The organism is Bdellovibrio sp. HCB185ZH (assembly GCF_047302455.1).
Classification (GTDB): domain Bacteria; phylum Bdellovibrionota; class Bdellovibrionia; order Bdellovibrionales; family Bdellovibrionaceae; genus Bdellovibrio.
Window position 1 is genome coordinate 1071732 of record NZ_CP178624.1, and the last position, 22289, is coordinate 1094020.

24 protein-coding genes are annotated in these 22289 nt (G+C 45.2%); 10 read left to right on the top strand and 14 right to left on the bottom strand.

Annotation, left to right across the window (positions count from 1 at the left end; translation table 11 throughout):
- The first annotated feature begins 118 nt into the window (after window positions 1-118).
- On the top strand, window positions 119-865 hold the full coding sequence (locus tag ACLSU7_RS05160; RefSeq protein WP_413294491.1) for a L,D-transpeptidase family protein: 747 nt from the start codon (window positions 119-121) through the stop codon (window positions 863-865).
- Here ACLSU7_RS05160 and ACLSU7_RS05165 read toward each other — a convergent pair.
- Complete coding sequence (locus ACLSU7_RS05165) at window positions 862-1335, bottom strand: hypothetical protein (RefSeq protein ID WP_413294492.1); 474 nt, start codon at window positions 1333-1335, stop codon at window positions 862-864. The two genes, ACLSU7_RS05160 and ACLSU7_RS05165, sit on opposite strands and share 4 nt — an antisense overlap.
- 73 nt (window positions 1336-1408) lie before the next feature.
- Between ACLSU7_RS05165 and ACLSU7_RS05170 the strand changes: the two genes are divergently transcribed.
- Window positions 1409-1876 carry a hypothetical protein gene (locus ACLSU7_RS05170; protein ID WP_413294493.1) on the top strand — a complete coding sequence of 156 codons (468 nt, stop codon included), beginning with the start codon at window positions 1409-1411 and terminating at the stop codon, window positions 1874-1876.
- Here ACLSU7_RS05170 and ACLSU7_RS05175 read toward each other — a convergent pair.
- The 4 genes from ACLSU7_RS05175 to msrA all read right to left on the bottom strand — a co-directional run bounded on the left by ACLSU7_RS05175 (window position 1871) and on the right by msrA (window position 4070).
- On the bottom strand, window positions 1871-2350 hold the full coding sequence (locus ACLSU7_RS05175) for a YaeQ family protein (protein ID WP_413294494.1): 480 nt from the start codon (window positions 2348-2350) through the stop codon (window positions 1871-1873). The two genes, ACLSU7_RS05170 and ACLSU7_RS05175, sit on opposite strands and share 6 nt — an antisense overlap.
- 121 nt (window positions 2351-2471) lie before the next feature.
- The gene (locus tag ACLSU7_RS05180) at window positions 2472-2876 is read right to left on the bottom strand and encodes a hypothetical protein (RefSeq protein WP_413294495.1); all 405 of its coding nucleotides are present in this window, start codon (window positions 2874-2876) and stop codon (window positions 2472-2474) included.
- Between the two features lie 222 nt (window positions 2877-3098).
- Entirely contained in the window at window positions 3099-3392 is a 294-nt protein-coding gene (locus ACLSU7_RS05185; protein ID WP_413294496.1) for a hypothetical protein, read from the bottom strand.
- 78 nt (window positions 3393-3470) lie between these two features.
- Window positions 3471-4070 (bottom strand): peptide-methionine (S)-S-oxide reductase MsrA, encoded by a 600-nt coding sequence (msrA, locus tag ACLSU7_RS05190; protein ID WP_413294497.1) that lies wholly within the window; start codon window positions 4068-4070, stop codon window positions 3471-3473.
- A 113-nt stretch (window positions 4071-4183) separates the two neighbouring features.
- Between msrA and ACLSU7_RS05195 the strand changes: the two genes are divergently transcribed.
- Entirely contained in the window at window positions 4184-4756 is a 573-nt protein-coding gene (locus ACLSU7_RS05195) for a hypothetical protein (RefSeq protein WP_413294498.1), read from the top strand.
- A gap of 42 nt (window positions 4757-4798) precedes the next feature.
- Here the strand turns inward: ACLSU7_RS05195 and ACLSU7_RS05200 are convergent, their stop codons facing one another.
- On the bottom strand, window positions 4799-6115 hold the full coding sequence (locus ACLSU7_RS05200) for a beta-sandwich domain-containing protein (RefSeq protein WP_413294499.1): 1317 nt from the start codon (window positions 6113-6115) through the stop codon (window positions 4799-4801).
- A 383-nt stretch (window positions 6116-6498) separates the two neighbouring features.
- Here ACLSU7_RS05200 and rnk point away from each other — a divergent pair, with 383 nt between their 5' ends.
- Window positions 6499-6876, top strand: coding sequence for a nucleoside diphosphate kinase regulator (gene rnk, locus ACLSU7_RS05205; protein ID WP_413294500.1), 378 nt, complete (start codon window positions 6499-6501; stop codon window positions 6874-6876).
- Between the two features lie 71 nt (window positions 6877-6947).
- Here the strand turns inward: rnk and ACLSU7_RS05210 are convergent, their stop codons facing one another.
- From ACLSU7_RS05210 to ACLSU7_RS05220, 3 genes are all read right to left on the bottom strand, one after another.
- Entirely contained in the window at window positions 6948-7628 is a 681-nt protein-coding gene (locus ACLSU7_RS05210) for a hypothetical protein (RefSeq protein WP_413294501.1), read from the bottom strand.
- A gap of 312 nt (window positions 7629-7940) precedes the next feature.
- Window positions 7941-8597: a hydrolase gene (locus tag ACLSU7_RS05215; protein ID WP_413294502.1), complete on the bottom strand. Its 657-nt coding sequence runs from the start codon at window positions 8595-8597 to the stop codon at window positions 7941-7943.
- 68 nt (window positions 8598-8665) lie between these two features.
- Complete coding sequence (locus ACLSU7_RS05220) at window positions 8666-9697, bottom strand: YncE family protein (RefSeq protein WP_413294503.1); 1032 nt, start codon at window positions 9695-9697, stop codon at window positions 8666-8668.
- 175 nt (window positions 9698-9872) lie between these two features.
- Between ACLSU7_RS05220 and ACLSU7_RS05225 the strand changes: the two genes are divergently transcribed.
- The gene (locus ACLSU7_RS05225) at window positions 9873-10658 is read left to right on the top strand and encodes a phosphatase domain-containing protein (protein WP_413294504.1); all 786 of its coding nucleotides are present in this window, start codon (window positions 9873-9875) and stop codon (window positions 10656-10658) included.
- Window positions 10659-10667: 9 nt separating this feature from the next.
- Window positions 10668-11996, top strand: a complete 1329-nt coding sequence (locus tag ACLSU7_RS05230) for a DEAD/DEAH box helicase (protein ID WP_413294505.1) — start codon at window positions 10668-10670, stop codon at window positions 11994-11996.
- Between the two features lie 50 nt (window positions 11997-12046).
- Here the strand turns inward: ACLSU7_RS05230 and ACLSU7_RS05235 are convergent, their stop codons facing one another.
- The 3 genes from ACLSU7_RS05235 to trhA form a co-directional block, all read right to left on the bottom strand.
- Entirely contained in the window at window positions 12047-13669 is a 1623-nt protein-coding gene (locus ACLSU7_RS05235) for a methyl-accepting chemotaxis protein (RefSeq protein ID WP_413294506.1), read from the bottom strand.
- Window positions 13670-13782: 113 nt separating this feature from the next.
- A complete protein-coding gene (locus ACLSU7_RS05240; RefSeq protein WP_413294507.1) occupies window positions 13783-14640 on the bottom strand; it encodes a DNA/RNA non-specific endonuclease in 858 nt (285 codons plus the stop codon).
- A 208-nt stretch (window positions 14641-14848) separates the two neighbouring features.
- Window positions 14849-15448: a PAQR family membrane homeostasis protein TrhA gene (gene trhA / locus ACLSU7_RS05245; RefSeq protein ID WP_413294508.1), complete on the bottom strand. Its 600-nt coding sequence runs from the start codon at window positions 15446-15448 to the stop codon at window positions 14849-14851.
- Window positions 15449-15669: 221 nt separating this feature from the next.
- Between trhA and ACLSU7_RS05250 the strand changes: the two genes are divergently transcribed.
- Together ACLSU7_RS05250 and ACLSU7_RS05255 are read left to right on the top strand one after the other, a co-directional pair.
- Window positions 15670-16341: a hypothetical protein gene (locus tag ACLSU7_RS05250; protein ID WP_413294509.1), complete on the top strand. Its 672-nt coding sequence runs from the start codon at window positions 15670-15672 to the stop codon at window positions 16339-16341.
- Window positions 16342-16422: 81 nt separating this feature from the next.
- On the top strand, window positions 16423-18981 hold the full coding sequence (locus tag ACLSU7_RS05255; protein ID WP_413294510.1) for a DUF3656 domain-containing U32 family peptidase: 2559 nt from the start codon (window positions 16423-16425) through the stop codon (window positions 18979-18981).
- 29 nt (window positions 18982-19010) lie between these two features.
- Here ACLSU7_RS05255 and ACLSU7_RS05260 read toward each other — a convergent pair whose 3' ends face one another.
- Both ACLSU7_RS05260 and ACLSU7_RS05265 read right to left on the bottom strand, forming a co-directional pair.
- The gene (locus tag ACLSU7_RS05260; RefSeq protein WP_413294511.1) at window positions 19011-19301 is read right to left on the bottom strand and encodes a chorismate mutase; all 291 of its coding nucleotides are present in this window, start codon (window positions 19299-19301) and stop codon (window positions 19011-19013) included.
- 19 nt (window positions 19302-19320) lie between these two features.
- A complete protein-coding gene (locus ACLSU7_RS05265; protein WP_413294512.1) occupies window positions 19321-20538 on the bottom strand; it encodes a class I SAM-dependent rRNA methyltransferase in 1218 nt (405 codons plus the stop codon).
- A gap of 201 nt (window positions 20539-20739) precedes the next feature.
- Here ACLSU7_RS05265 and ACLSU7_RS05270 point away from each other — a divergent pair, with 201 nt between their 5' ends.
- Window positions 20740-21975: a JmjC domain-containing protein gene (locus ACLSU7_RS05270; RefSeq protein WP_413294513.1), complete on the top strand. Its 1236-nt coding sequence runs from the start codon at window positions 20740-20742 to the stop codon at window positions 21973-21975.
- 30 nt (window positions 21976-22005) lie between these two features.
- A complete protein-coding gene (locus tag ACLSU7_RS05275; protein WP_413294514.1) occupies window positions 22006-22287 on the top strand; it encodes a hypothetical protein in 282 nt (93 codons plus the stop codon).
- Window positions 22288-22289: the final 2 nt, after the last annotated feature.

The window sequence follows — 22289 nt, forward strand, 5'->3', positions numbered from 1 at the left end:
TTTACGAGTGCAGTGACTCCAAGTTTTTGGGAAGGAAAAATCTCGAGCAATTGTTCGCATTGATTTGCGCTCGCCAAGCCTAATATGAGCCTATACAATAAATCTCGGTGGGAGCTTCATGAAGGGCAATTTAAAAGTCTCAATACTGAATATCTTTAAGGGACTTTTCTATGGCTGCGCCTTACTGACTGTCGCCTATATCACGCTGGAGTTGCCACTCTTTAATAGCATCAAACTTTCGTTACTGGGGAAATCCACCGTTCAAAAACGTGTGAAAGAGTACGGCCCGAAAGTTAATACCAACCTAAAACCGTTGTTCCTGGCAAAGCGTGTGACTTACCCCCCTAAAGATATCACTTTGCTTTATATTAAATCCCAAAAAACTTTATCTTTGTTTTCCACAGATCAACATGGAAATCCTGCGTTCATTAAAAGTTATCCGGTCTATGCTGCCAGCGGTAAATCAGGACCCAAATTGCAGGAAGGCGATAACCAGGTTCCTGAAGGTGTTTATGGGATTGAGAGTTTGAATCCCAACAGCGCCTATCATCTGGCATTGCGAATCAACTACCCTACTGATTTCGATAAGCAGATGGCCAAAGAAGACGGCCGAAAAAAATTGGGCTCAGATATCATGATCCATGGGAAAAGCGTTTCGATTGGCTGCATCGCCATTGGAGATGAGGCGATCGAGGAGCTTTTTGTTCTAGCCGCGCAAAGCAATTACAAAAACTGGAAAGTGATTTTATCACCCGTGGATTTCAGAAAAGTACAAACAGCACCAGAACCTAAAATCTTTAAACCCTGGGTTCCAAAGCTTTACGAAAACATTTCTGCGAATGTGAAAACGCTGCCTCTGAATTAGTGTTTGATATCTTTTAAAACGACACTCGCTGCTCCCCGGTATTTGCGGCAGGCGGCGGAGGAGTCAGTGATTCTGTAAGTGATTCTTAGATTCCAGATATCTTGGCGCGACCAAGACACGCGATCGTATTTGCAAGTCGTCCCGTCGATATAGACTGAAGCGTTTTCAGCAAATTCCAACCCATTGGCAGTCGTCGTGAAAACACGACAGGTCGTAAGCTCACAGAGTTTGGTATAGTTTTTTTCGACATAGAAAACTTTGGGTTCCACTTCGTCGGAGACGGCGCTGGTTTTTTCGTCTAACTGGAAAGATCCAGCGGCCACAGCCTTGCAATCATTTTGTTCAAGAACCAAGACATGATACTTCCCAGCGACCGGGCGAAAAGTAGAATAGGAACCCGTAAAACCGACGCAAGCCTCTGCTCCACCGCCGATGAAAAGCACAGCTGCTAACACCCAGATATTGCGCACGGATCCCCCTTTTCTTTTTCAGAATAAGTGTAGCCAGCGAATTTCCCCTGTGTCAGGCTTTAATAAAGGACTTATGATGCGAAATATTATTTTCACCTCGGTACTTCTTGCTTCGACCCATGCATTAGCAAACACGTGCCCTGACCTCACAGGACTTTATCAGATGGCCGAAGGGGCTGTGGTTCAGTTGCAAAGTGATGATTGCACTCGCTTGATTCGCTGGAGTGGTTTTACCACCAAAAAGGGTGAGATCGTTATGTCGCCCGAAAAACAAGTCTTTTATTTTAATGGACTTCCAGTGTGTTCAAAAGATCGCTGCCAAACAGCTGTCGCGGATTCTGACAAAGTGATCTTTACATTGAACTATGAAGGCTATGTGAAAACGAAAGAGCACGGTCTATGTGTGCAAAAGCGTTTTTCGGTGTCGTTAGATGGAAACAGCGATCTGCAAACCGTGTACGACGTATCTGACTGTGATGATGGGTTTAGCGGGAGCGCCGTTAAAACTTTTCCCCGTCTGCAAAAGGCCGACAATCTATAAGACGGCCGGTTTCACTTCCCCGGTCAAAGTTTCCTCGCCGATCGTTAAGTCCAAAGTGCCTTGTTGAACTAACAAGGTCCAACGATTGTTCTTTTCAACTTTTTCGGAAGCCGCTTCCAAAAACTTGGGATCAAAGGCATACATTTGCAGTTCCTGGGCGCGATGAACATCTCCACCGCGGACTTCATTCAAAAGAACTTCCGGATTTTTATACGTATAAACTCGCACTTGCTTTGCAACCTTGGAAGCCTTGTGTAGTTTTCTTGCCGAGGGATTCCCAATCTCAATCCAAAGCTCAACGGAATTTTGCAGCCCCAGTTTGCGCAAAGCTGGGGCTTCCGGATCCGCAAGTCCACCAGGAGTAAATTCCAAGCGCTCCTCGTAAGAAAGGCAATAAGCCAGAACCCTGCTTAACATGTACGGATATGTTTCAGAGGGATGCTGGGCCACGCGAAAGTCCAAGAATTCGTACACACCCCTATCGATATCAGAAAGTTCTATTTGAAAGCGATAGAGCACACGCCCGCCTTTGCATCGAAAAAAGAAAAGCCGGTAAGACCGGCCTTTCTTAAAACTCTAGCATAGATGTTTGCGATTAGCGAGAAGTTGCAAGCCCCAGAGTATGATTGGTGCGAACTTCAATGCGTAGGGTATCTGCTCCCTGCAGGACAGCTTCAGAAATTCCGCGCAGTTCCTGTTCGCAAGCTTCCTGACTTTCTACGGAGCCGGTCAATTGTTGAGACAAAGCGTTTCCTTTAAGGAAAACCATCATCGTGACCTTTCCGAAACCTTGATGACATTTGATGCTCAGACTTTGCGAGTTCACGGGATCCAAATTTAGAACCACTCCGCCACTGATTTTAGAATATGCTTTAAGTTCGACTTGTCCCGCGTTCACGGGAATTTCTAAAACACCTTCAACACCTGCTTGCGAGGCTGCGTTTGCAAAACCCGAAAATAAGACGATTCCTGCTAGTAAAACTTGGCCCATCAATTTCATTTAAGACTCCAGATTAGATTGTTCGCACTGGTAATGTGCATGGGACATACCAAGCGAGAGCCAAATTAAATGCTATTGAAGAAGATGGAGACATTTTTTTGCCGTGAAATAAATGGCACCGTCAATTGCTTGAGCATTGATGGTGCGAGAGCTTAACGAATGTGAAGTGATAAATGGAGCAGCAATGTCCCAAAAATCCCCTGGAAAATGGGGAATTTTGGATTAGTAACTGTCTTCGGGACAACGAGCTTTGCGAAGCTGATTTTCCACGTCTTCTGGCGTTCCCATCAAACGGTGAAACTTATCGGATACGATTTTGCCGCAGGAATTATACACCACGCGGTTTAAAACATAGGTGATATTCCCACTCGAACTTTCACCTGTAACTATTCCTGAACAGACGACTTTCTGACGGGAACCGCAGGATTTTGCTTCTGCGATATTCGCTCCGAGCAAAGCTGCTAAGATTAAAAAAGATGCGATGTGACGTTGTTTTACTCGTGCTGAAAAATTCATGGGCTTTCACCTTCCAATCAGGAAAGTTAGCAATTGCTGTGCCTAAGAATTTCAAAACAATGTGCACCGGACGCGGCGTTAAAACTCCACCTTGCGAACGAAGTGACAAGTATAACCTTCAGGGTTTTTTTGCAGGTAATCCTGATGCTCTTCTTCCGCATTCCAAAACTCCCCGGCTTTTTCGACAACAGTGGTGACCGGTTTACCCCAGGCTTTGGATTTATCAACCCGGGCAATCACTCTGTGAGCCGTCTCTTTTTGCACATCCGAAGTATAAAAAATGGCGCTGCGATACTGCGTGCCGATGTCATTGCCTTGACGATTTAATGTCGTCGGATCGTGAATTTTGAAAAAATAAAGCAGCAAATTTTCATAGCTTAATTGTTGAGGATTGAATTCCACCTTAACGGTTTCTGCATGATTGGAAGTTCCCGTATGCACGATATTATAAGTCGCATTCGGAATCTTGCCGCCCATATAGCCCACTTCGATACGGGTGACACCAGGGAGTTTTCGTAACAACTCTTCCATGCCCCAAAAGCATCCTCCGGCCAGGTAAGAAACTTCCGTGGGAGTCGCGGTTTGAGCCTTTGCTTTACCAGCTGGTTTTGCGAAAACGCCAAATGATAGACAGGTAATAAAGGTCCAGAGAGTCAGAGTTAATTTCGTGGTTTTCATAACTTCAGTATAGCAGCACTGACTCAAACTAGTCCAAAACAACTCTTTTTTTAAAAAGCCCTGGGTTTACCCAGAAATTTCCGTGTAAACTAACAAGGTTCATGGAGGACGGAATGAAGTTATCTACACTGAAGTGGATCGTAGTACTTGGCGCCTGCATCGGTGCAAATTCAGCTCTTGCTGCACGATTTACTCTGGCTCAAGGTACGGGTTATCGTATTGAGCCTGTCTATGGTATTGAAACAGTTTACCGTGATTACCCTACGGCCCATCTGCAAACTCGTTCCATGTATGGTCTTCGCCTTAGCCTGGGTGTTGATTTGCTATCTTTAGAAACTGAATACTCCAAGGCCTCAGATACAGAAGACTACTCCACGGCTCCTGAGAAAGTAAAAACGGATGACGAGCGTTTAAAGCTGGGTCTTTCCTCCACTTACCGTGTGGAATGGTTTCATATGACGGGCCGTGCAGGTGCGCAGGCGACACAAACAGTTCGCGAGACAACATCTGGTGGCGTGATGACAACGGATAAGCGTCCCATTCAATACAATCCTTATGCCGGAGCTTCCATCGGGGTTAACTTCGGACCGGTTTCTATTAACTTAAGCTCCACGGTGGTCTTCCGTGACAACGACTGGGACAAGAGTGACGTGCAAAACACCATCTCGGCCGGTGTTGGATTCTAAAAGCAAAAAGCCAGTGAGAAATCCCACTGGCTTTTTTTTATCTTACATCACTGGATTCAGTCTTAAAAAATTGCTGTGCTCTGATAAAATCGTCAGATACTTCAACATGACTTCTTGTGGATAATTAGCGGGATCGTTGTATTTAGTCTGGAACTCAACAATCAGCTGATATGTCTGCTCATTATTGAAGCTCTTCACCTCGTTCATCAATGCCTGCTGAGCCACGCCATAAGCACTGATGCTCATGTCTTGATAAGTTCCTTTCAAGAAACTGTCTGGTTTGCTGGTGAGGAAAAGTTTGTGATTCTTATAACCTTCTGTATCAGCAGCGCGGAACGACAGATTTTTCGCTGCCAATTCTTTGCGATAATGATTTGGAATCAACTTGCCGATTTTCGCAATCATAGACTCGTACAATTTTCTTGCGCGGCTGTCGGGTTTATTTGCTTCCTGGCGTTTTTGGAAATCCAGGGAAATCTTAATAAGAGATTCGCTGTTCACCTGACGGCAAACCTGGTCGCTTTGCAAAGACAGCATGAAAACTTCAAAAGTCTCGTCTGCCATCACCTTGTAACCCTGCTCGAGAGCGCTTTCCGCACGGCTCGCATTGTGACGCTCAACAAAGAAGTTTAAAAGAGTCAGGGCATAATCTGGCGTCGCAAATGTCGATTTATCCGCTTTTAGTGTGGCATTAAAATCTGCGACATACTTATTAAACTCTTTTGTTGCATACTTTTCCTGCCAAGTACCTGCAGCACTGCCCTCAGCACGGGATGCCCACAATTGCACCAGATCCAGTTTCTCTTTCAAAACAGCATCGAATTTTTTATTACAGGAGCTACCATTGTCATTGCCTGGAGGAATAGGTTTGTTCCCGCTCTCGCGCAAAGCTAATTTTGGAGCTTCTTGTGTAGAGGCGGCATTGAAATCCAATGCGGCATTTCCACCCATAGCTTCAGCTTGAATTTCGATCGCTGTGATCAAAGACGCCGAATTTAGATTTTCTGAAGACAGCTCTTTGTCAGCTTCGCCAATTGTCACACCGTTAAAAGTCTTAACGATGATGCGTTCGTTCTTATCCGTGATCAGATTGACGCTGATAATTTTCACGCGACCTGATTTTGGTTTAGCTTTAATAAAAGTCAATGGGAGGGGCTTTGATAAATCCAAAGTATACTGATCACCCCCGTTTTTGCGGGAGATATCATTGATACGAATAGCTCCTTCGAACTTGTTCTGTGTCGCGAGCACAGTGACTTTTTCAAAAGAATTAAAGATTGATGATTCTGCATGTGCAAGCATAGGAATTTGCAGCAGCAGCGCGGACGTTAGAACTCGCTTCGCCAATTGACGATCCATAGATGTTTCCTTTCAGTTTATGTATGATCTCTTTCTCTCTCGACTTTCGTCTGAGTGATGATTTGAATCTCTAAAAGAAAAAATCTCGAATGAAGATTGAAAGGCTTGCTTAAAATCAAAGTCAGCTATGTCAGTGCTCAGGAATATGCATCAAATTAACTCAATTACGCATGTTTATTACTTGAAAGCAAAACTCTGTAGCACTTCTGCATGACTTATGTTACCCTGCCGGGGATCATGAAATACACAATGTTACCACCTCAGTGTGGTTTGGTTTTGAAGTTTATTTCTTAAGCCGCAGAGTCTCTCTGTGGCTGCTATCGCTATTTCGTCGCATCTAAAATCATAAAAATTTAATACACCCTTACTTAAGGAGATCGTTTATGGAGAAACTTCCATCATTAGTCATTTCGCGCGAAGATTACGAAAAAATCTCTGCTATTCTTTCATTTGCTAAAATTGAAGTCGCAGAACTGTTGGAAGAGGAACTGGGACGTGCAGAACTTGTGGCCGCCGACCAGCTGGCAACGGATGTGGTCGCTATGAATTCCACAGTGACTTTTACTGACTTGGATTCTGGCAAAGAACAATCGGTCACTTTAACCTACCCAAACGACGCCAACCTGGAAATGGGAAAGGTGTCTATTCTGGCTCCGGTGGGAGCTGCACTTATCGGCCTGAGAGTGGGACAAACCATCAACTGGCCTCTGGCTGATGGGAAAGTAAAACGCATTCGCGTCGTCTCTGTGGCCCGAGCTTAAATGAAAGATGGGCATCCTCCGAAGAGGATGCCCAGGGGACTATGGGTTTGCACTGATTGTTCTGGGGAGAACTATTTTTTGGAAATCGTGCAAGTGCTTTGGGAGCTTTCAATTGAGGATTTAACGCCGTTTGATTCTTGAACATACGGAGTTTTCAAAAGAGTCGTGATAGTTTTAACGCCATCAACGTCTTGTTCAGTCGTCTCAAAGTCATAAACCGGAACTTCGACGCCATTTACTAGTTTATAAATAATCTTCTTAACGCCATCTTTTGATCTTGAGATCTGGTCGTAGGAATTTTCAGTGAGTTGGGGTTCACTCCCGGAAGCGCTAGATACTTTTACCGTACCAACTTCCTTAACATCACCATTTTCCAGTGTCGTCACAGTTTTAGCTTCTTCAGATTCAAATGTACTGTCCTGAGAGGAACTCAACTGGTACTCACCGTCTTTGTTTTGCATATAGACTTTAAATACTTTTGTTCCCTTGTCAGCAATTTTCTCAACCACGCCATCTTTAGACGCCGAGCGAACAGAGTCGATGATCGTTTCATACTTCATCTTAACAGCCGGTGTGTCTTGAGTTTCCGGGATGGAAATAACTTCCACATTCTCACAGTGGACATTTTCACTGTTTAGAGATTCTGTCTGGGCAACGGCTTCACTGTTCTTATCTTCATTTTTGCTTGATGTACAAGCAGCGAGTGCAAAAGAGATTGCTGCGATCATCGATAAAGATTTTACTGAATTCATAATTACCACCTTTTCCAAATTTAGTTTTCGAATTTGTTTTACCAAACTCGTTTTGGTGGTCGGGTTATACTGCCGAAAAATTTTGGTGGGGATTTTTTCTTGTCGCTTTAAATTTATTTTTAAAACACGGCGTGAATTGTCGTTTTCACTCTCTAGTGCAAGCTGTTTCGAGTACACACACTGCTTTGCAAATTCCACAAACCACAATGACAACTCACGCGCAAATAATTCCGTAAGATTTCGTGAGTATCAAAGAAAGTCGTCCACGCACTATGACTTCAACTGACTGCTTGGACAACTTTCTTCTGCGTATTACATCATTTCGGACTGACTTGAGTAGGAATCCGGCGGTGGTTGAAAGCGGGAATTTGCATGAGTGGCGCGATGGTCACGAATGAGTGATACAAAAACTTCGCGACCTTTAGCTGCCAGCGGCGATTTCCAATCACGGAACCACTCTGCCACCATGGCAATGGAGGTGTTAGGGATTGCGCCCGCTTGAATCATACGCTCGATCGCCATTTCATGTTCTTCTTTTGATTGTCCTGCAACCGCATCAGCAACAAAGGTCACTTCGTAACCATCCTGCAAAGCCTCTAAAACCGGATACGCCAGGCAGATCTCCGTCCACAGCGCACAGAATACCAAGCGTTTGCGACCTGTGGCTTTGACGGCTTTTAAAAAAGCTTCGTCTTCCCAAGCATTCATACTGGAGCGATCGATTTCTTGCAGTTCCGGCAGTTCAGATCGCAAAGATCTGATAGTCGGTTGATTGACTCCCATCTGAACTCCCACGGTGCTTAAGATGACAGGAATATCGAAAGATACGGCCGCTCTGGTTAGGGCACAGACGTTGTTCTCGACAGTTTGGGGATCACCCGACCCGATTCCTCGGAACATCTCAGGTTGATAATCAATCAAAATAAGGGCGCACTCACTGGCGTCCCAGGTAGCTCTGTTTCTGCTCATAAGTTCTCCTTGTAAGAAATATTCTTTGCTGGAGAAGGGATTCGGTGAAGTGATTTAGGAAGGTTTTGTTATAACTCAGGCGCCCAGTCCATACCGTCAGGTCGTGGACCGATTTCGAAATTCTTAACCAGTGTCAAGGTATTCAGATCCACGATAGCGATATAACCTGCTGGAGTGCAGGAAATAAAAGCACGGGTCCCATCCGGTGTGATCAGAATGTGGGCAGCCCCTTTACCGAGGTTCAACTTTTTGATTTCTGTTTTTTTCGCAACGTCATAGATCAAAAGATCCCCGGTTCTAAGACTTGAAATCAAAGCGCGCTTGCCATCCGCGGTAAATTTAATTCGACTGATTCCCAAGGTCTTCGTATCAACAGTTTTGACAACTTTTTTGCTGGCAATATCAATCACCGAAATCGTTCCGGTGTGGGCATCTGTAGTCCACAATTCTTTGCGGTCTGGTGTTATGTCAAAACCCTCTGAACCTTTGCCAACCGGAATCACCGTTTGCAACCAACCCATCTGTGGCTTCGCACCTGGTAATGGCGCACCAATCGGAGGAATCGGCGGAGGCAGCATCAGGTTATCAAAAATACTGACCGTGTTAGAATCCACATTCGTCGCATAAACCTGCTTTTCATCAGCAGAAACTTGCATCATGTGCGTGCGATTCTGACCAACACCCAAAATCAAATCGATCTTACCCGTGTTGACATCAATTCGCCCCAAAGACTTTGCGCCTTCCGCTGTGAACCACAGCTTGGAATTTAGGAAGGACATTCCATGGGGACCCATCATTGCTCCGGTATCAATAGATGCCAGGGCCTTTTTACTTGCGATATCAATGACATTTATTTCGTGAAACTTTCCACTGCCGGTATTCGAGACATAAGCATGCTTTCCATCGCTCGATACAACTACTTCATGGGGGTCATTGCCTACGGCAGCCTTCCCCAGAATTTCCAGAGTTCCAGGATTCACAAAGACCAGGGTGTGATCTGTTTTAGAGATCGCCACAAGCGTATAGCCTTTAGCAAAAACTGATGATGAAACAGCTGATGACAGTAATAGAACACAGAAAGTTCTTAAGATGATTTTCATCCCTCAAGCCTATTGCAATCACATTGCTAGTCAATCCTGGAATTGATGGCACTTATGTTGCTAACTCCCATAGGAACATAGTGGCGCTAAGCATGTGCGAGTTCAATTGAACCTGTGGGTGCATTTTTCATGAATGTCTATTTTTTAGGCGCTGGTAACTATGAAGGAGTTTTGTGTGAAAAACCTTATATGTGTGCTTCTAGCTTTGTTCGCTACAGCCACAGCTAACGCCAAAATTCTGGTTATTTCTGATATTGATGACACACTAAAGGTTTCCCACATTCTGTCTAAAGCGGGCTCCACGACTTCCGCCTTTGACGACGACAGCAAGTTCGTCGGTATGGCCGAAATCTTTCAAGATTTGCGGTATGCCTATAACGATATTGAATTTCATTATGTCAGCCTTGCACCCAAGTTTTTAATGCGTGAGCAGCACGAAGATTTTTTAGAGGAAAATGACTTTCCGATCACGGGACTTCATATGAATCCCGGGATTAAGCAAGACCCCGACTTAAAACAAAAAGTCATCCGTCAGCTTTTGTCAGAGAAAAATCCAGAACTGGTCATATACTTTGGTGATAACGGTCAGTTCGACACCGTCGTTTATGACCAAATGACCAAAGAATTCCCTCAAATCCCCGCTTTGAGCTATATCCGCGAAGCCTATTCCAGTTATGGTGAGTCGAAAAATCCGACGAGACAGGGACAAATTGGTTTTGTGACCAGTGTTGAAGTCGTCCTTGACTTGATCTCTCGCAACATCTTGACCAAAAGTTCGTACTTGCCCATTCAAGAGATTGTCTATAAACGCTTGATGAAGGATGATGACGACGAAACATTTGGGAAAATGGTTTTTCCAGGGTGGCAAGACTGTCGCGATTTCAAGTGGATCTGGGACGTTAAAAATCCTCCCGAAAAACTTCTGGTGATCAAATCTCTAATTCTGCAACGTTGTCAGTAAGGAAATACCATGGCAAAATTCTCTGATTATGGCCTCTTAGGCTCTTTGGTTAAGACTTTAAAGTCGAACCAAATTTCTAACCCTACTGAAATCCAAAACAATGCCATTCCGACATTGATGGGTGGTCAATCTGTCGTGGGAGTTGCGGAAACTGGCAGCGGTAAAACCCTGGCCTATGCGCTTCCGCTTCTGCACATTCTCAAAACGCTGGAAGATGCGGGCGAAGAGATCACTGAAAACTCCCGTCCTCGCGCAGTGGTCATGGTGCCGACTCGCGAACTGGGTGAGCAGGTTTCAAAAGTTTTTAAAACTTTGACCCACGACACTCGTCTGCGCGTGCGCCCCGCATTGGGTGGCATGGCGATGGAGCAAGCTCGTCGCAACACTTCAGGACCATTTGAAATTCTATTAGCAACACCGGGGCGTTTGATTCAAATGATGAATCTTAAATACATCGATCTTACAGATGTGCGCATGTTGGTGTTTGATGAAGCCGATCAGATGCTTGATCAGGGTTTCGTGGCTGATTCGAATAATATTTATTATGCATGCCCCAGCGAAGTTCAATTGGCTCTCTTCTCGGCAACAATATCGCCAACAGTTCAAGAACTCATCAATGGCATGTTCTCCAAAGCCGAACTTTACCGCAGTGCCGGTGCTGGAAAGACCGTCAAAACTTTGGTGACACACAATCGTATTGTTAAGGACGGTCGTCGCTGGCCTTTGCTCGAAAAGATCCTAAAGGAACCAGCGGAGGGCGGAACGATCCTTTTCGCCAACACTCGTGAACAATGCGATAAACTCGCTCAGGAATTGGCCGACAACGGTTACTCTGCAGTGATTTATCGTGGAGAAATGGAAAAAGCAGAACGCCGTTCAAACCTAAGAAAATTCACGGATGGCAAAGTGAAGCTTTTGGTCGCAACAGATCTTGCGGGCCGCGGCTTGGATATTCCAAATGTTGATCGTGTCATCAACTATCACCTGCCGAAACAAAAAGAAAACTACCTTCACCGTGCCGGTCGAACGGCTCGTGCGGGTCGTAAAGGTGTCGTCATTAACTTTGTGACTGAAAGAGATGAACGCTTTATTGCGGAACTTGAAGGTCGCAAGCTTGCAGATGATCGCGACAGAACAAAATTTAACTCCCGCGCAAAACCTGCAGTGAAAGCATCTGGCAGTAAGAATACAGCTAAGAGTGGTAGTAACAAGCTTAGCAAACCTGGACATCGTCCTGGTAAGCCGGTGCAGAAGACTGGCAAACCCATGACGAAGCCCAGTGGAGCTAAACCAGGGACTAAATCTTCACCGAATACAAAAGCTCGCTCTGCCCGATAATAAAAAACCTCCTGCGAAGGAGGTTTTTTATTAAGTATTTATTGCTTCGATTAGAAACTTGATGCTTTTCCTAGGGCACCACGTCCACTTTCTTCATTTTCATCCAGGGGCAAGAAATCCGCAGATACTTTTGCTCTGGATTTTGACGGTCCTGGCTTCACGCTGTGGATTTTTTTAGCCACAGGTGATGCTGATGAAGCCGTCGCTTGCATTGTACGTTCCCCCGAGATCAGGTAATTGAGATCTTCCATCATTTTTTGCATTTGCGTAGATTGCGCGGAAATTTCCTCGGCAGTCGACGCAATTTCCTCTGAAGAAGCCGCATTCGATTGAGAGCTTGAATCCAGCTGATTCATAGCTTTCGAAATCTGCTGAATACCCGTGGACTGTTCTCCAGATCCAGAAGAGATTTCAGCTGCCAAATCCGAAACCTTTTTTACTGAAGTTACGATGTCTGACATCACAGCACCCGACTTGTCCGCCACCTGAGTACCGCGCTCAATTTTATCCACAGAATCTTTGATCAATCCTGTGATATCCTTCGCCGCCTCTGCGGATCTTTGCGCTAAAGTGCGAACGGCCTCCGCCACTACCGCGAATCCCTTACCTTGTTCACCGGCACGTGCCGCTTCAACCGCAGCGTTAAGGGCCAAAAGGTTGGTTTGGAAGGCGATATCATCGATCACATTGATAATTTCTTCGATTTTACGGGAAGACTGAGAAATATCCGACATCGAGCCCACAAGAACATGAATTTCAGACTGCCCACGCTCGGCGGATTCACGAGATGCTGTAGACAGTGCTGCCGCTTGTTTCGCATTGTCAGCATTCAAATTCACCATCGAAGTCATCTCTTCCAGACTTGCCACTGTTTCCTCAAGACTTGCAGCCGCTTCCGTCGAAGATTGAGACAAAGATTGCCCCGCCGCTGAAAGCTGTTCAATAGCTGCTGTCACCTGAGCACCAGCTTCGCTAATTTTGCTAGAGATATTGCCAACAGAACTAGCCAATTTATGAGCGATAAACATCAGTAATGTGAATAAAATCACACAAGACGAAAAACCGATTGAGTTTGATAACACGGCCGATCTTTCACGTTCTTCTTTTTGCTCTTTGTTGAATTTAGCACCCAAAGCCGCGTAGAGGTCAGTAATTGCATCAAATGACTTACGCGCGATGGCACCTATCGTTTGCCAATCACCACCACGCATTTGTTTCATAACACGGTCATTAGCCTCTTTCGTGCCAAGCTTTAAGTCTTTAATAATTTGCTCGTTGATCGCAAAGTATTTTTCACTTTGCTCTTTGAATGGCGCATACAGTTCACTCTCGCCAGGGGAAAAGGGCGCTGCTTCATATCTTTTTAAAGCTTCGCGGAAATCTTTTAGATGATTTTCAAGTCCTTCGATATTTTTATTGCGAAACTCTGTATCTGTAAGCTCCACACCGATCACCATCCAGATACGATACCCCATGCTCACGCGAGACTCCATCGCCGCACTCAAGGCATCCATATTGGGAATCGTCACTTCATAAGCGGCGTCCAGGCGTTTACCCAGGTTTTCTCTGACTGAAAATCCCACCCACATCATTAGACCTACGGCCACGACAGGCAACATCGCTGAGAACAGCAAACGCCCACGAATGCCTTTAAACCACTTCGAAATATCCATCTTTTTCTCCATCAAATTTTCTTGAGTGATAGAGGTATCGTGATTCTTTAACTGTTCCTTAAGTAGATTTTAACAGTGTGAATATACTCATAATAGATCGGACAATACTCACATTAAAGAATGTGAAGTCCAGTGAGACGTTCCACTTGATTGATCGTTGAACGGTATTGATTCCAATCCGCATTATCAGACGAAATGTTAGCTGCATCTGAACAATCAGCAGTCACACCCGATGGGGCTGCACTCCCATCGGGTAAAGTATTCGGTAAAATCACCGCCAAGGCCGGGGTGTCTTTTGTAATGTCTTTTGCAGATTGATTCGGTTCAAGCAGGAAAATGATTTTAAAGTTTTTCGAAGGCACCGGAATGTCATTATTTGGACCAATGGACCCGAAGTTTTCATCGTATATGGGTCCAGCCATGATGTAGGCCTTTTTCTTTTTCAAAGAAACCAGATCTCGCGTGTAGCGTTCCAGATTCTCCCATAAGACACGGTTCAAAAACGCAGTCTGAGGAATCATATTGCTCATCGCAAAGGTCGCTTCGTTGTCTCTGGTACTATCGGTACGATCCGCCGAGGGAACCTGATGCCCCCGATCGAAGCAAGTGCCGCGATATTCGGTCGACGTCACTGCCCGGTACTTCCCGCCTTGTTTTTCCAGGAATGCTTCCAATTCTGAATCCTGGGAAAATCCATTGGTGCGATCGGCATCACCCAAACGCGACGGATCCAATTCCCACGCGGCCCAATTTAAAGAACGATTTTCTTTGTTATAAGAGATCACATACTGTTTTCGAGAAATGATAATTTCTGGAGCACGGGTTTTCGGCAACTCCAGCGCCAAGTTCACGTTTTTTTCAAGTGGCACATTGCCAATCACAGCCTCCACCACCGCTAGACTGCGAGAATGAAATGAAAAAGTAATCAGCAAAAAGAAAACAGTCGGCACATGAAGCTTTAGCGTCGTCATTTAAAACTCCTTCACTCACAATATTCAAAAATGCGAGTTCGAAGCCGAACCTATTTCAAAATTTTTGAAATGATGAGACACAATAAAAGGCGCTGTAATACTTTTTTGGCAGAGACAATTAAGGGCCCATCAGCTGAAAGATACCGGCAACAGAGCACCGTTGTGCAAAGTGAATTCCATTTGCGTGATTTGACACCATTTATGAAAATTATGCCTCGGACATAATCAGGAAAACAAAAACGAAGTGAAAGAAAGCTCCCGCAATTACGAACGCGTGAAAGATTTCATGATAACCAAAATAAAGCGGCCAAAGCTTTGGTTTCTTGAGAGCATATGCAATGGCACCTACGCTATAAAATACTCCCCCAAGAACCAAACACACCAAGGCATTCAAGTTTAATGCATCTTTGATATCTGCCCAAAACGGAACAACGATCCAGCCCGCAACCAAATACAAAATGGAGCTAATCCAGCGAGGACATTTCACCCATATCAACGATTGAAAAACACCAAAGACAGCCATGGACCACGTTAGCATCAGTAGTTTCATCCCGGATTCCGGTGGCATTGCGACCATGCAGAGTGGAGTGCCTGTCCCGGCAATCATCAGATAGATCGAGCAATGGTCAAAGCGCTTCATCCACACTCGATACTGTGGTGCCCAATTCACCAGATGGTAAACCGCACTGACAGCAAACAAATTCAAAAAGCACAAAGAGTACACCAAGAGAGCTACAAACTCCCGCACCGAACTTGATTCCGCCATCATCACCGCGGTCGCCCCGAAGCCTGCAAAAAAAGCAGCCATGTGGGAATACCCTCGAGTGAGTGGCTTAGTTAAGGGACGAGGAATAAATGCTTTACTCAAGGAGTTCTCATTTCTGTTTTAGTATTCATTTGAATACATTCGCCCTCCCAATAAATCCAGCGAGAATTTCCAATCTTTGACGAAACTGGATCTTGTAGTTCAGCACACTCAACTATATACTCGACTATGTTTATATCTATTTGCAAGGATGCATCGAAAGTATGTCGAAATCTGTCATAGCCCTCTTCGCCCTCTTTCTTCCACTTTTAGTTCATGCTCAAGTGCTCGAAGAGGACGACCAACCTGTCATTGTTAAAAAAAGCCCCTATGCAATCGTTGAAGGTTCTAGCGAACACAACCGCATGGGAAAAGTGCAAGAAATTTTCGTAACACCCGTGGCAATGGGGCCTGTTCCGGGAGTGAACGCAGGTTTTGGATTTGCGAAATATATCACAAGAAATGACGCTGTCGTCGTTACCTTTTCGACCCTGACCAAAGGAAGTACTTGTAGCGGGGCCCTCACGTGTTCTGACAGTGGTTTCGCCGTGGAAATAAACTATCGCAGATTCATCACCAACTCCTTTTACTTCGGCACGGGCTTAAACCAACGAAGTGTTCATTCCGAAGGCACTGATGAATGGGCCGGGAACGAATTCAGCTTTGATGGGACGACAACCGCCCTGGGGTTTGTGATCGGCAATCAATGGCAATGGCAGAATTTTATGCTGGGTTGTGACTGGGTGGGTGTAAATATTCCTCTGATAACCAATGTTAGCAACGTGAAAAACATTAACAATGGTTCCAGCATCCATGACTATGAATCCAGTAAAAGCTCCTTGGTAACCAATACGACAGCAATGGGCTTAAGACTGCATATTGGGTATACGTTCTAAGGGGCTGGAAGCAGTAAATTTTTTGCCTAAAAGCGACTTCCCCCCTATGCGAAAAAGGCCGAATCTGGTAAAAATGCCCCCATGCAAACAACAGATTTGAAACGCCCTGAACTGCTTCTTCCGGTAGGTACCAAGGATATGGCCTTAGCCGCCATCCATAACGGTGCCGATGCTATTTTTATGGGCGTCCCGGGCTTTAATGCCCGTGGCAGAAGTCACGATTTTCAAATCGAAGAAGTTAAAGATATCATCGACACTTGCCACCTTCACGGCGTCAAAGTGAACTTAGCCTTTAACATCCTGATTTTCCAAAATGAGCTTCGTGGTGCCGTCGAAGTTCTGCAAAAAATTCTTCCCTTAAAACCAGATGCCTTCATCGTTCAGGACTTGGGCTTGATCCGTTTGATTCGTCAAATGGCTCCCGATCAGCGCATCCACGGTTCAACGCAAATGAGCGTTACCAATGCCGAGGCCATCACATGGCTTGATGACTTGGGTATTCAGCGATTCGTTCTTGCCCGGGAAAACTCGCTTAAAGAAATTCACTCGATCAAACAAAACACGACGAAAGAAATCGAAGTTTTCGTTCATGGTGCTTTGTGTGTGAGCTATTCTGGCCAATGCTTTACTTCTGAAGGTATTGGTGGCCGTTCTGCCAATCGTGGTCAGTGCGCGCAAAGCTGCCGCTTTACTTACGAAATGCATGTGGATGGTGAAAAACGGGACCTGGATGGCAAATCTTTCCTGGTTTCGCCTCAAGATCTTTGCGGTATCAACGAAGTTCCAAGCTTGCTTGAGGCCGGTGTGGATTGCTTTAAAGTTGAGGGTCGCCTTAAAACTCCTGAGTATGTAGCAACCGCAGCTCGTAGCTTTGATGAAGCCATCACTTCGGCACAAAACAGCCAAGCTTTGCAAAATCCAATTCTACTTAAAAAACAAATGGCCACAGCATTCTCTCGTGGTTTTTATAGCGGCTGGTTCCACGGTGTAAACCACCAAGAATTGGTTGAGGGTACGTTCAGCGCCCATCGCGGTTTTGAATTCGGTAAAGTCGTAAAAGTGAATCCGACTTCTTTGGAAGTTGAAATCACAGAAGACAAAGCTCAACAAGGCCTTAAAGCTGACTTCATCCAGGCTGGTGATGGAATCTTGTGGGTTTATAAAGATCGCAACGGTCAAGACGCTGAAAAAGGCGGCTTCGTATTTGCTGTGAAGTCGTTGTCCCCGCGCCGTTTTGCTCTTGAGTTCTCAAGAGACATTGCGATGGAAGGTTTCTACAACGGCGCTCGTGTATTCTATAATCATGATAAAGATCTTAAAAAAGACGTGTCATTGAGTGTTGAAGACAAGCAAAGAAAAAAACGTCTGCCGGTGACAGTTCGTGCGGAAGCTTCTTTGGGTCAGCCGCTTAAAGTTCAATATTCTGACGGCAAATACACAGTCGTTGGAACTACTGAAAACGTCTGTGAACCTGCGAAAAACAAGGGTCTTAACTCCCTTGATCTGCGTGAGGAACTTTTCGCGTTGATGGGTAGCCCGTTCCGTGGCGAAGCTTTTGAATCTGAATTGGATTCAACAACTCCCCTGTTCTTACCAAACAAACAAGTCAAAGAACTTCGCCAAAAGCTGGTCAAAGAATTGACGGACTTGCGCATTCAGAACGGCGCCGCTCCTGCCATTACCCCGGACGCTCAAGTCATGGAATGGATTGGCAGCAAGAAGATCGCCTCTCGCACTTCTCCAGGTCTGAAATTGAACTTGCTTCTTCGTGATAAGGGTCAGGTTGAGGACGTGGCAAATGCTGTTAAAAACGGCGAACTGCAAGCTTCTGATATCAACCTTGCTATCTTGGACTTTGAATTCGGTTTGGATTTCGAACCGAGCTTGAATGTATTAAGAGCTCAAAACGTGAAAGTCGCCGTTGCGACAACTCGTATCTTAAAACCTAACGAACAACGTAACATCAAGCATTTGTTAAACTTAAATCCCGACGCCATCCTGGCTCGTAATCTGGGTGCTGTTCAGTACTTGCAGGCGAACAACTATAAGGGCGAAATCCTGGGCGATTTCAGTTTGAACGTTGCCAATCATTTGACAGCGCAATACTTGCTCGACAAGGGCCTTTCCAGTGTGTGCTTGGGATATGACTTAAATCACGTTCAAGTGAGCGAATTGATTCAAGCAGGCCAAGCGGAGCGCTTTGAAGTAACCGCTTATCAATACATGCCAAGCTTCCACATGGAGCACTGTGTGTTCGCTGCGTTCCTAAGCAAAGGGACAAGCTTTAAAGACTGCGGTAAGCCTTGTGAGAAACATGATGTGAAATTGAAAGACCAGTTCGGCAACTGGCACCAAATCAAGCCGGATCAAGAATGTCGTAATACGATGTACAACGGCAAGTCTCAATCCGCAGCTCGCTACGTAAAGGAATGGGAGTCACACGGTCTGGGCTTTATCCGTTATGAAGCTTTGAAAGAGCGTGGTGCTGAACTGATCACTAAGATCAAAGCTCATCTAGATTTCATCCAAGGTAAAACCGATTTGGATTCTTTGATCAAAGATCTGGGTAATGTGGAAAGCTATGGTCTCTCTGAAAGCCATTTCGGCCGAGAGAAAGAATATCAGAGCCGCAAAAAATAAGGGCACTTTTCAGTGCCCCTTTTTCTAATTTAAGTTTTCTCCGTAAATTTAGATCGCAGGTATTTTTCGTACTCTCTTAAAACCGAGTTCATGACTCCTTTTAAGAGTTCATCCATTGCGGGGTCTTTCCCCTGCTGACCATCCATATTCACGAAATCCCGGATAATCTGCTCTTCCCGTTCGGCATTAAAGAAGGGCTGACCCTCCTTTTGTTTGATCTCCCAAACAGCCATCGTTAAATCACGACGACGCAGCATCAAGGCATGCAGTTCCTTGTGAACTTGATCGATTTCCTGGCGAAGCGTGGCGATTGTTTTCATAACTTGTACCTTTTAAAAATTAATCCAGGCGGAACAAGGCAAACTTCAAATAACGAAGCTCTTCCATCGCCAACGGATAAGGATGGTCGACGGGCTGCCCGCCAATATAAACCAACGTCGCCTTTTTACGAGCGCGAGAGAAGGCTTCCTGACATATATCCATGAACTCCTTAGTGGAGATATGGCTTGAGCATGAACTTGCGGCAAAAAGCCCTTCAGGATTCACGAGCTTAATGGAATTTGAGAAGACCTTGGTGTAAGCCGCTTTCGCCTGCTCTACGGATTTTTCATTCGGGGCAAAGCTTGGGGGATCTGTGATCACGATGTCGTATTTTTTCTTTTCCACATTCAATTGCTCAAGGTAAGCAAAGGCATCCGTCGCCACGTCGTTATGAATCGTTTTCAGATCATTGATTTCAAAATTACGGGCCACCGCCTGGATTGCTACTTTTGCGATATCGACGCTGGTTACTTCGGTCGCGCCCCCTTTGGCGGCGAAAATAGAAAAACCACCGGTGTAACTGAAAAGGTTCAGAACGGTTTTTCCTTTGGCAAAATTTTGAATCATCTTACGGTTGTCACGTTGATCCAGGAAAAATCCCGTCTTAGCAGCATCACGAATATTGGAGGCGAAAAGCACACCATTTTCCAGGAATTGCGTCTCGGGAGCTAAAGTCCCCACAATGTTAGTGCCCTTTTCCTCGGCATCATTACGACGTTTCAAATATACGCATTTGATCTGAGGGAAGGCCTCTTGGATCTTTTCCGCAATTACAGGAGCATTCCAGGTCTTTTCCATAATGGCATGGTCATGCTTAATTACCGCTGTATCGTTGTAAATATCCACGATCAAACCTGGCAGGCCGTCGCCTTCCCCATTGATCAAGCGGAAGGAGTTCGTCACTGACAAATCGAATGTTCTGCGAATTTCAACGGCCTTACGCCATTGGCTTTCAAAATAAAGCTCTAATGTGCGCTTCATGTTATTACGACGGAAGATTGGTTCATCAGCCAGGACCAAAACACGGAAGCGAAGTTGAGTATCACTTTGCCAGATCCCCAGCGCCAGGGTTTCACCTTTAAAGTTTAAAAGATGAATGCCGGACTTAATCGACTTGTTGTCATCAAAGCAGTTCGCAAAGAGCCAGCGATGGCCCTGCTTCATGTGCTTGGTCACGTCACGTTTAAGTTCAATAGTTTTGATTTCATCGTGAAATGTGACGGCCGGTGAGTTCATTTGGGGGTCTCCAGAGATGGTCTTTTTTAAGCTAATTCCCGATAGGCCACAAGGGCTTATGCGCCCCCTAAGAAACCGTTGATAAATTTACAAGCCTTCCCCACGGCCCACGTCATTTCGTGTCCATCATTTGACTCAAATCAGATTCTAAACGAATCTCCTCCCATTCATTCCCCCATAAGCCTGTATTGGAGTCCCCGCTTGGCGAAATCTGTGCAACTTGATCAAAAGTTTTGGAAAAACTTCGCCAAAAACCATTGGGAAAAAAAGGCCCTGTCCCTAAAAAACGTTCGGTCCCCTTTACGAGAAATCAGTGCTGCGGAGATCTTTGACCTTTTGGTTCTTTATAGCGACCGCTGTCGCGAATTAAACGATCCAGAAGGCTTTAAGTTTTACATCGACGGCTTCAAAGCCGATGCCGAGGATGTGCTACAAGTTCTACCTGAAAAAGAGGACAAATCTCTTCAGGGCTATCATGAGCGCATGAAAAAGCTCTTTTCGGATTACTGTCTGGTTTGTGATGAGCTTTTGAAAGTGAACCTAAAAAAGCAGCACCTTTTGACCGACTTTACGGACGAGCTTTATCGCCATGTGGGTTTCCCAAACCGCTTTTCTGAAATGGGTCTTTACCTTGGGAACTATCGTAAGACCCCGTTCGGGGTTCATGTGGATTCCTGCGGTGTCTTTAGCTTTCCGGTTGCGGGAACAAAAAAATTCCGTCTGTGGAGCGAGGACTATGCTCGTAAGAACCCCTCCTTGGACCGCGCTTTTAAATACGACAAGCATAAAAAAGCCTCAGTTCTATTAGAGGCTGGGCCAGGTGACATGACCTATTGGCCATCAGCGGATTGGCATATTGCCGAGTCTGATGGTTCCTTTAGCGCGACCTGGAGCTTGGGTGTGTGGGTGGATCAACCTCACAAGCAGCTTTTCTCGGACTCTTTGAAAGGCCTTTTGGATTCCAAGGGTGGAGCGTTGGCCTCTGCACCCACCACAAAATTTAAAACTTTGCACAGTACGACGGGGGAAGTCAGCGAGCTACCCGAAGCTTATCAGCAGTCCATTGCCTCTTTACAGAAACTTTCGGCTGCAGAACTTCAAGAGACATTTTTGAAATCCTGGATGCAACATATTTCTTTGCAAGGATTTAAATCCATTCCCCAAGTGGATTTCAAGTTGTCGGCAAAGTCTCACATTCAATTGCGCAATCCCAAGGCATTGATCCTGTGGCAACAAAGTCTAACGACAAAGAGTAAATACTATTTCTGTTTTGGTGGCGCCCTTGTTGAAACCTCCAAGGCAAGTGGTTTGCTAAATCTGATTAAAGCCCTCAATAAGGGCGAATCTTGCGTGGTGAGCACTTATTTGAAAGGCGCCACAACCAAGCAAGATATAAAGTCCCTGCAAATTCTGGCTGATGCCGGAGCATTTGCTTAATTTTTTTATTAATACCTGTAAAGGAACCCCGTGAGTACAACTACTAATCCCCTCGTACTTCGTTTAATCGAACTCGTAAAACAACATAAAAAACCATCCAGCCCTAAAAGCACTGCGGTCCTGGTAAAAGTCATGGATAATCAACTTTTGAATCCGGGTAATCACTCTGTTGAAAAGTTCAAGAGTGCTTTGCAGGAAGCGTTGAACAGCGATGTGATCTTAAGTGAATTGATGCGCCAACAACACTCCGAAGACGAACTTCGTGGATGCTTCGCAAACCTGCTGGAAGCTTTGAATCAGGAACCGACATAAAA

Excerpts from the sequence above, each read along its gene's own strand:
- ACLSU7_RS05160 (WP_413294491.1), top strand. The coding sequence starts at position 119 with ATGAAGGGCAATTTAAAAGTCTCAATACTGAATATCTTTAAGGGACTT.
- ACLSU7_RS05170 (WP_413294493.1), top strand. The coding sequence starts at position 1,409 with ATGATGCGAAATATTATTTTCACCTCGGTACTTCTTGCTTCGACCCAT.
- ACLSU7_RS05180 (WP_413294495.1), bottom strand. The coding sequence starts at position 2,876 with ATGAAATTGATGGGCCAAGTTTTACTAGCAGGAATCGTCTTATTTTCG.
- ACLSU7_RS05185 (WP_413294496.1), bottom strand. The coding sequence starts at position 3,392 with ATGAATTTTTCAGCACGAGTAAAACAACGTCACATCGCATCTTTTTTA.
- msrA (WP_413294497.1), bottom strand. The coding sequence starts at position 4,070 with ATGAAAACCACGAAATTAACTCTGACTCTCTGGACCTTTATTACCTGT.
- ACLSU7_RS05195 (WP_413294498.1), top strand. The coding sequence starts at position 4,184 with ATGAAGTTATCTACACTGAAGTGGATCGTAGTACTTGGCGCCTGCATC.
- ACLSU7_RS05200 (WP_413294499.1), bottom strand. The coding sequence starts at position 6,115 with ATGGATCGTCAATTGGCGAAGCGAGTTCTAACGTCCGCGCTGCTGCTG.
- rnk (WP_413294500.1), top strand. The coding sequence starts at position 6,499 with ATGGAGAAACTTCCATCATTAGTCATTTCGCGCGAAGATTACGAAAAA.
- ACLSU7_RS05210 (WP_413294501.1), bottom strand. The coding sequence starts at position 7,628 with ATGAATTCAGTAAAATCTTTATCGATGATCGCAGCAATCTCTTTTGCA.
- ACLSU7_RS05215 (WP_413294502.1), bottom strand. The coding sequence starts at position 8,597 with ATGAGCAGAAACAGAGCTACCTGGGACGCCAGTGAGTGCGCCCTTATT.
- ACLSU7_RS05220 (WP_413294503.1), bottom strand. The coding sequence starts at position 9,697 with ATGAAAATCATCTTAAGAACTTTCTGTGTTCTATTACTGTCATCAGCT.
- ACLSU7_RS05230 (WP_413294505.1), top strand. The coding sequence starts at position 10,668 with ATGGCAAAATTCTCTGATTATGGCCTCTTAGGCTCTTTGGTTAAGACT.
- ACLSU7_RS05235 (WP_413294506.1), bottom strand. The coding sequence starts at position 13,669 with ATGGATATTTCGAAGTGGTTTAAAGGCATTCGTGGGCGTTTGCTGTTC.
- ACLSU7_RS05240 (WP_413294507.1), bottom strand. The coding sequence starts at position 14,640 with ATGACGACGCTAAAGCTTCATGTGCCGACTGTTTTCTTTTTGCTGATT.
- trhA (WP_413294508.1), bottom strand. The coding sequence starts at position 15,448 with ATGGCTGCTTTTTTTGCAGGCTTCGGGGCGACCGCGGTGATGATGGCG.
- ACLSU7_RS05250 (WP_413294509.1), top strand. The coding sequence starts at position 15,670 with ATGTCGAAATCTGTCATAGCCCTCTTCGCCCTCTTTCTTCCACTTTTA.
- ACLSU7_RS05255 (WP_413294510.1), top strand. The coding sequence starts at position 16,423 with ATGCAAACAACAGATTTGAAACGCCCTGAACTGCTTCTTCCGGTAGGT.
- ACLSU7_RS05260 (WP_413294511.1), bottom strand. The coding sequence starts at position 19,301 with ATGAAAACAATCGCCACGCTTCGCCAGGAAATCGATCAAGTTCACAAG.
- ACLSU7_RS05265 (WP_413294512.1), bottom strand. The coding sequence starts at position 20,538 with ATGAACTCACCGGCCGTCACATTTCACGATGAAATCAAAACTATTGAA.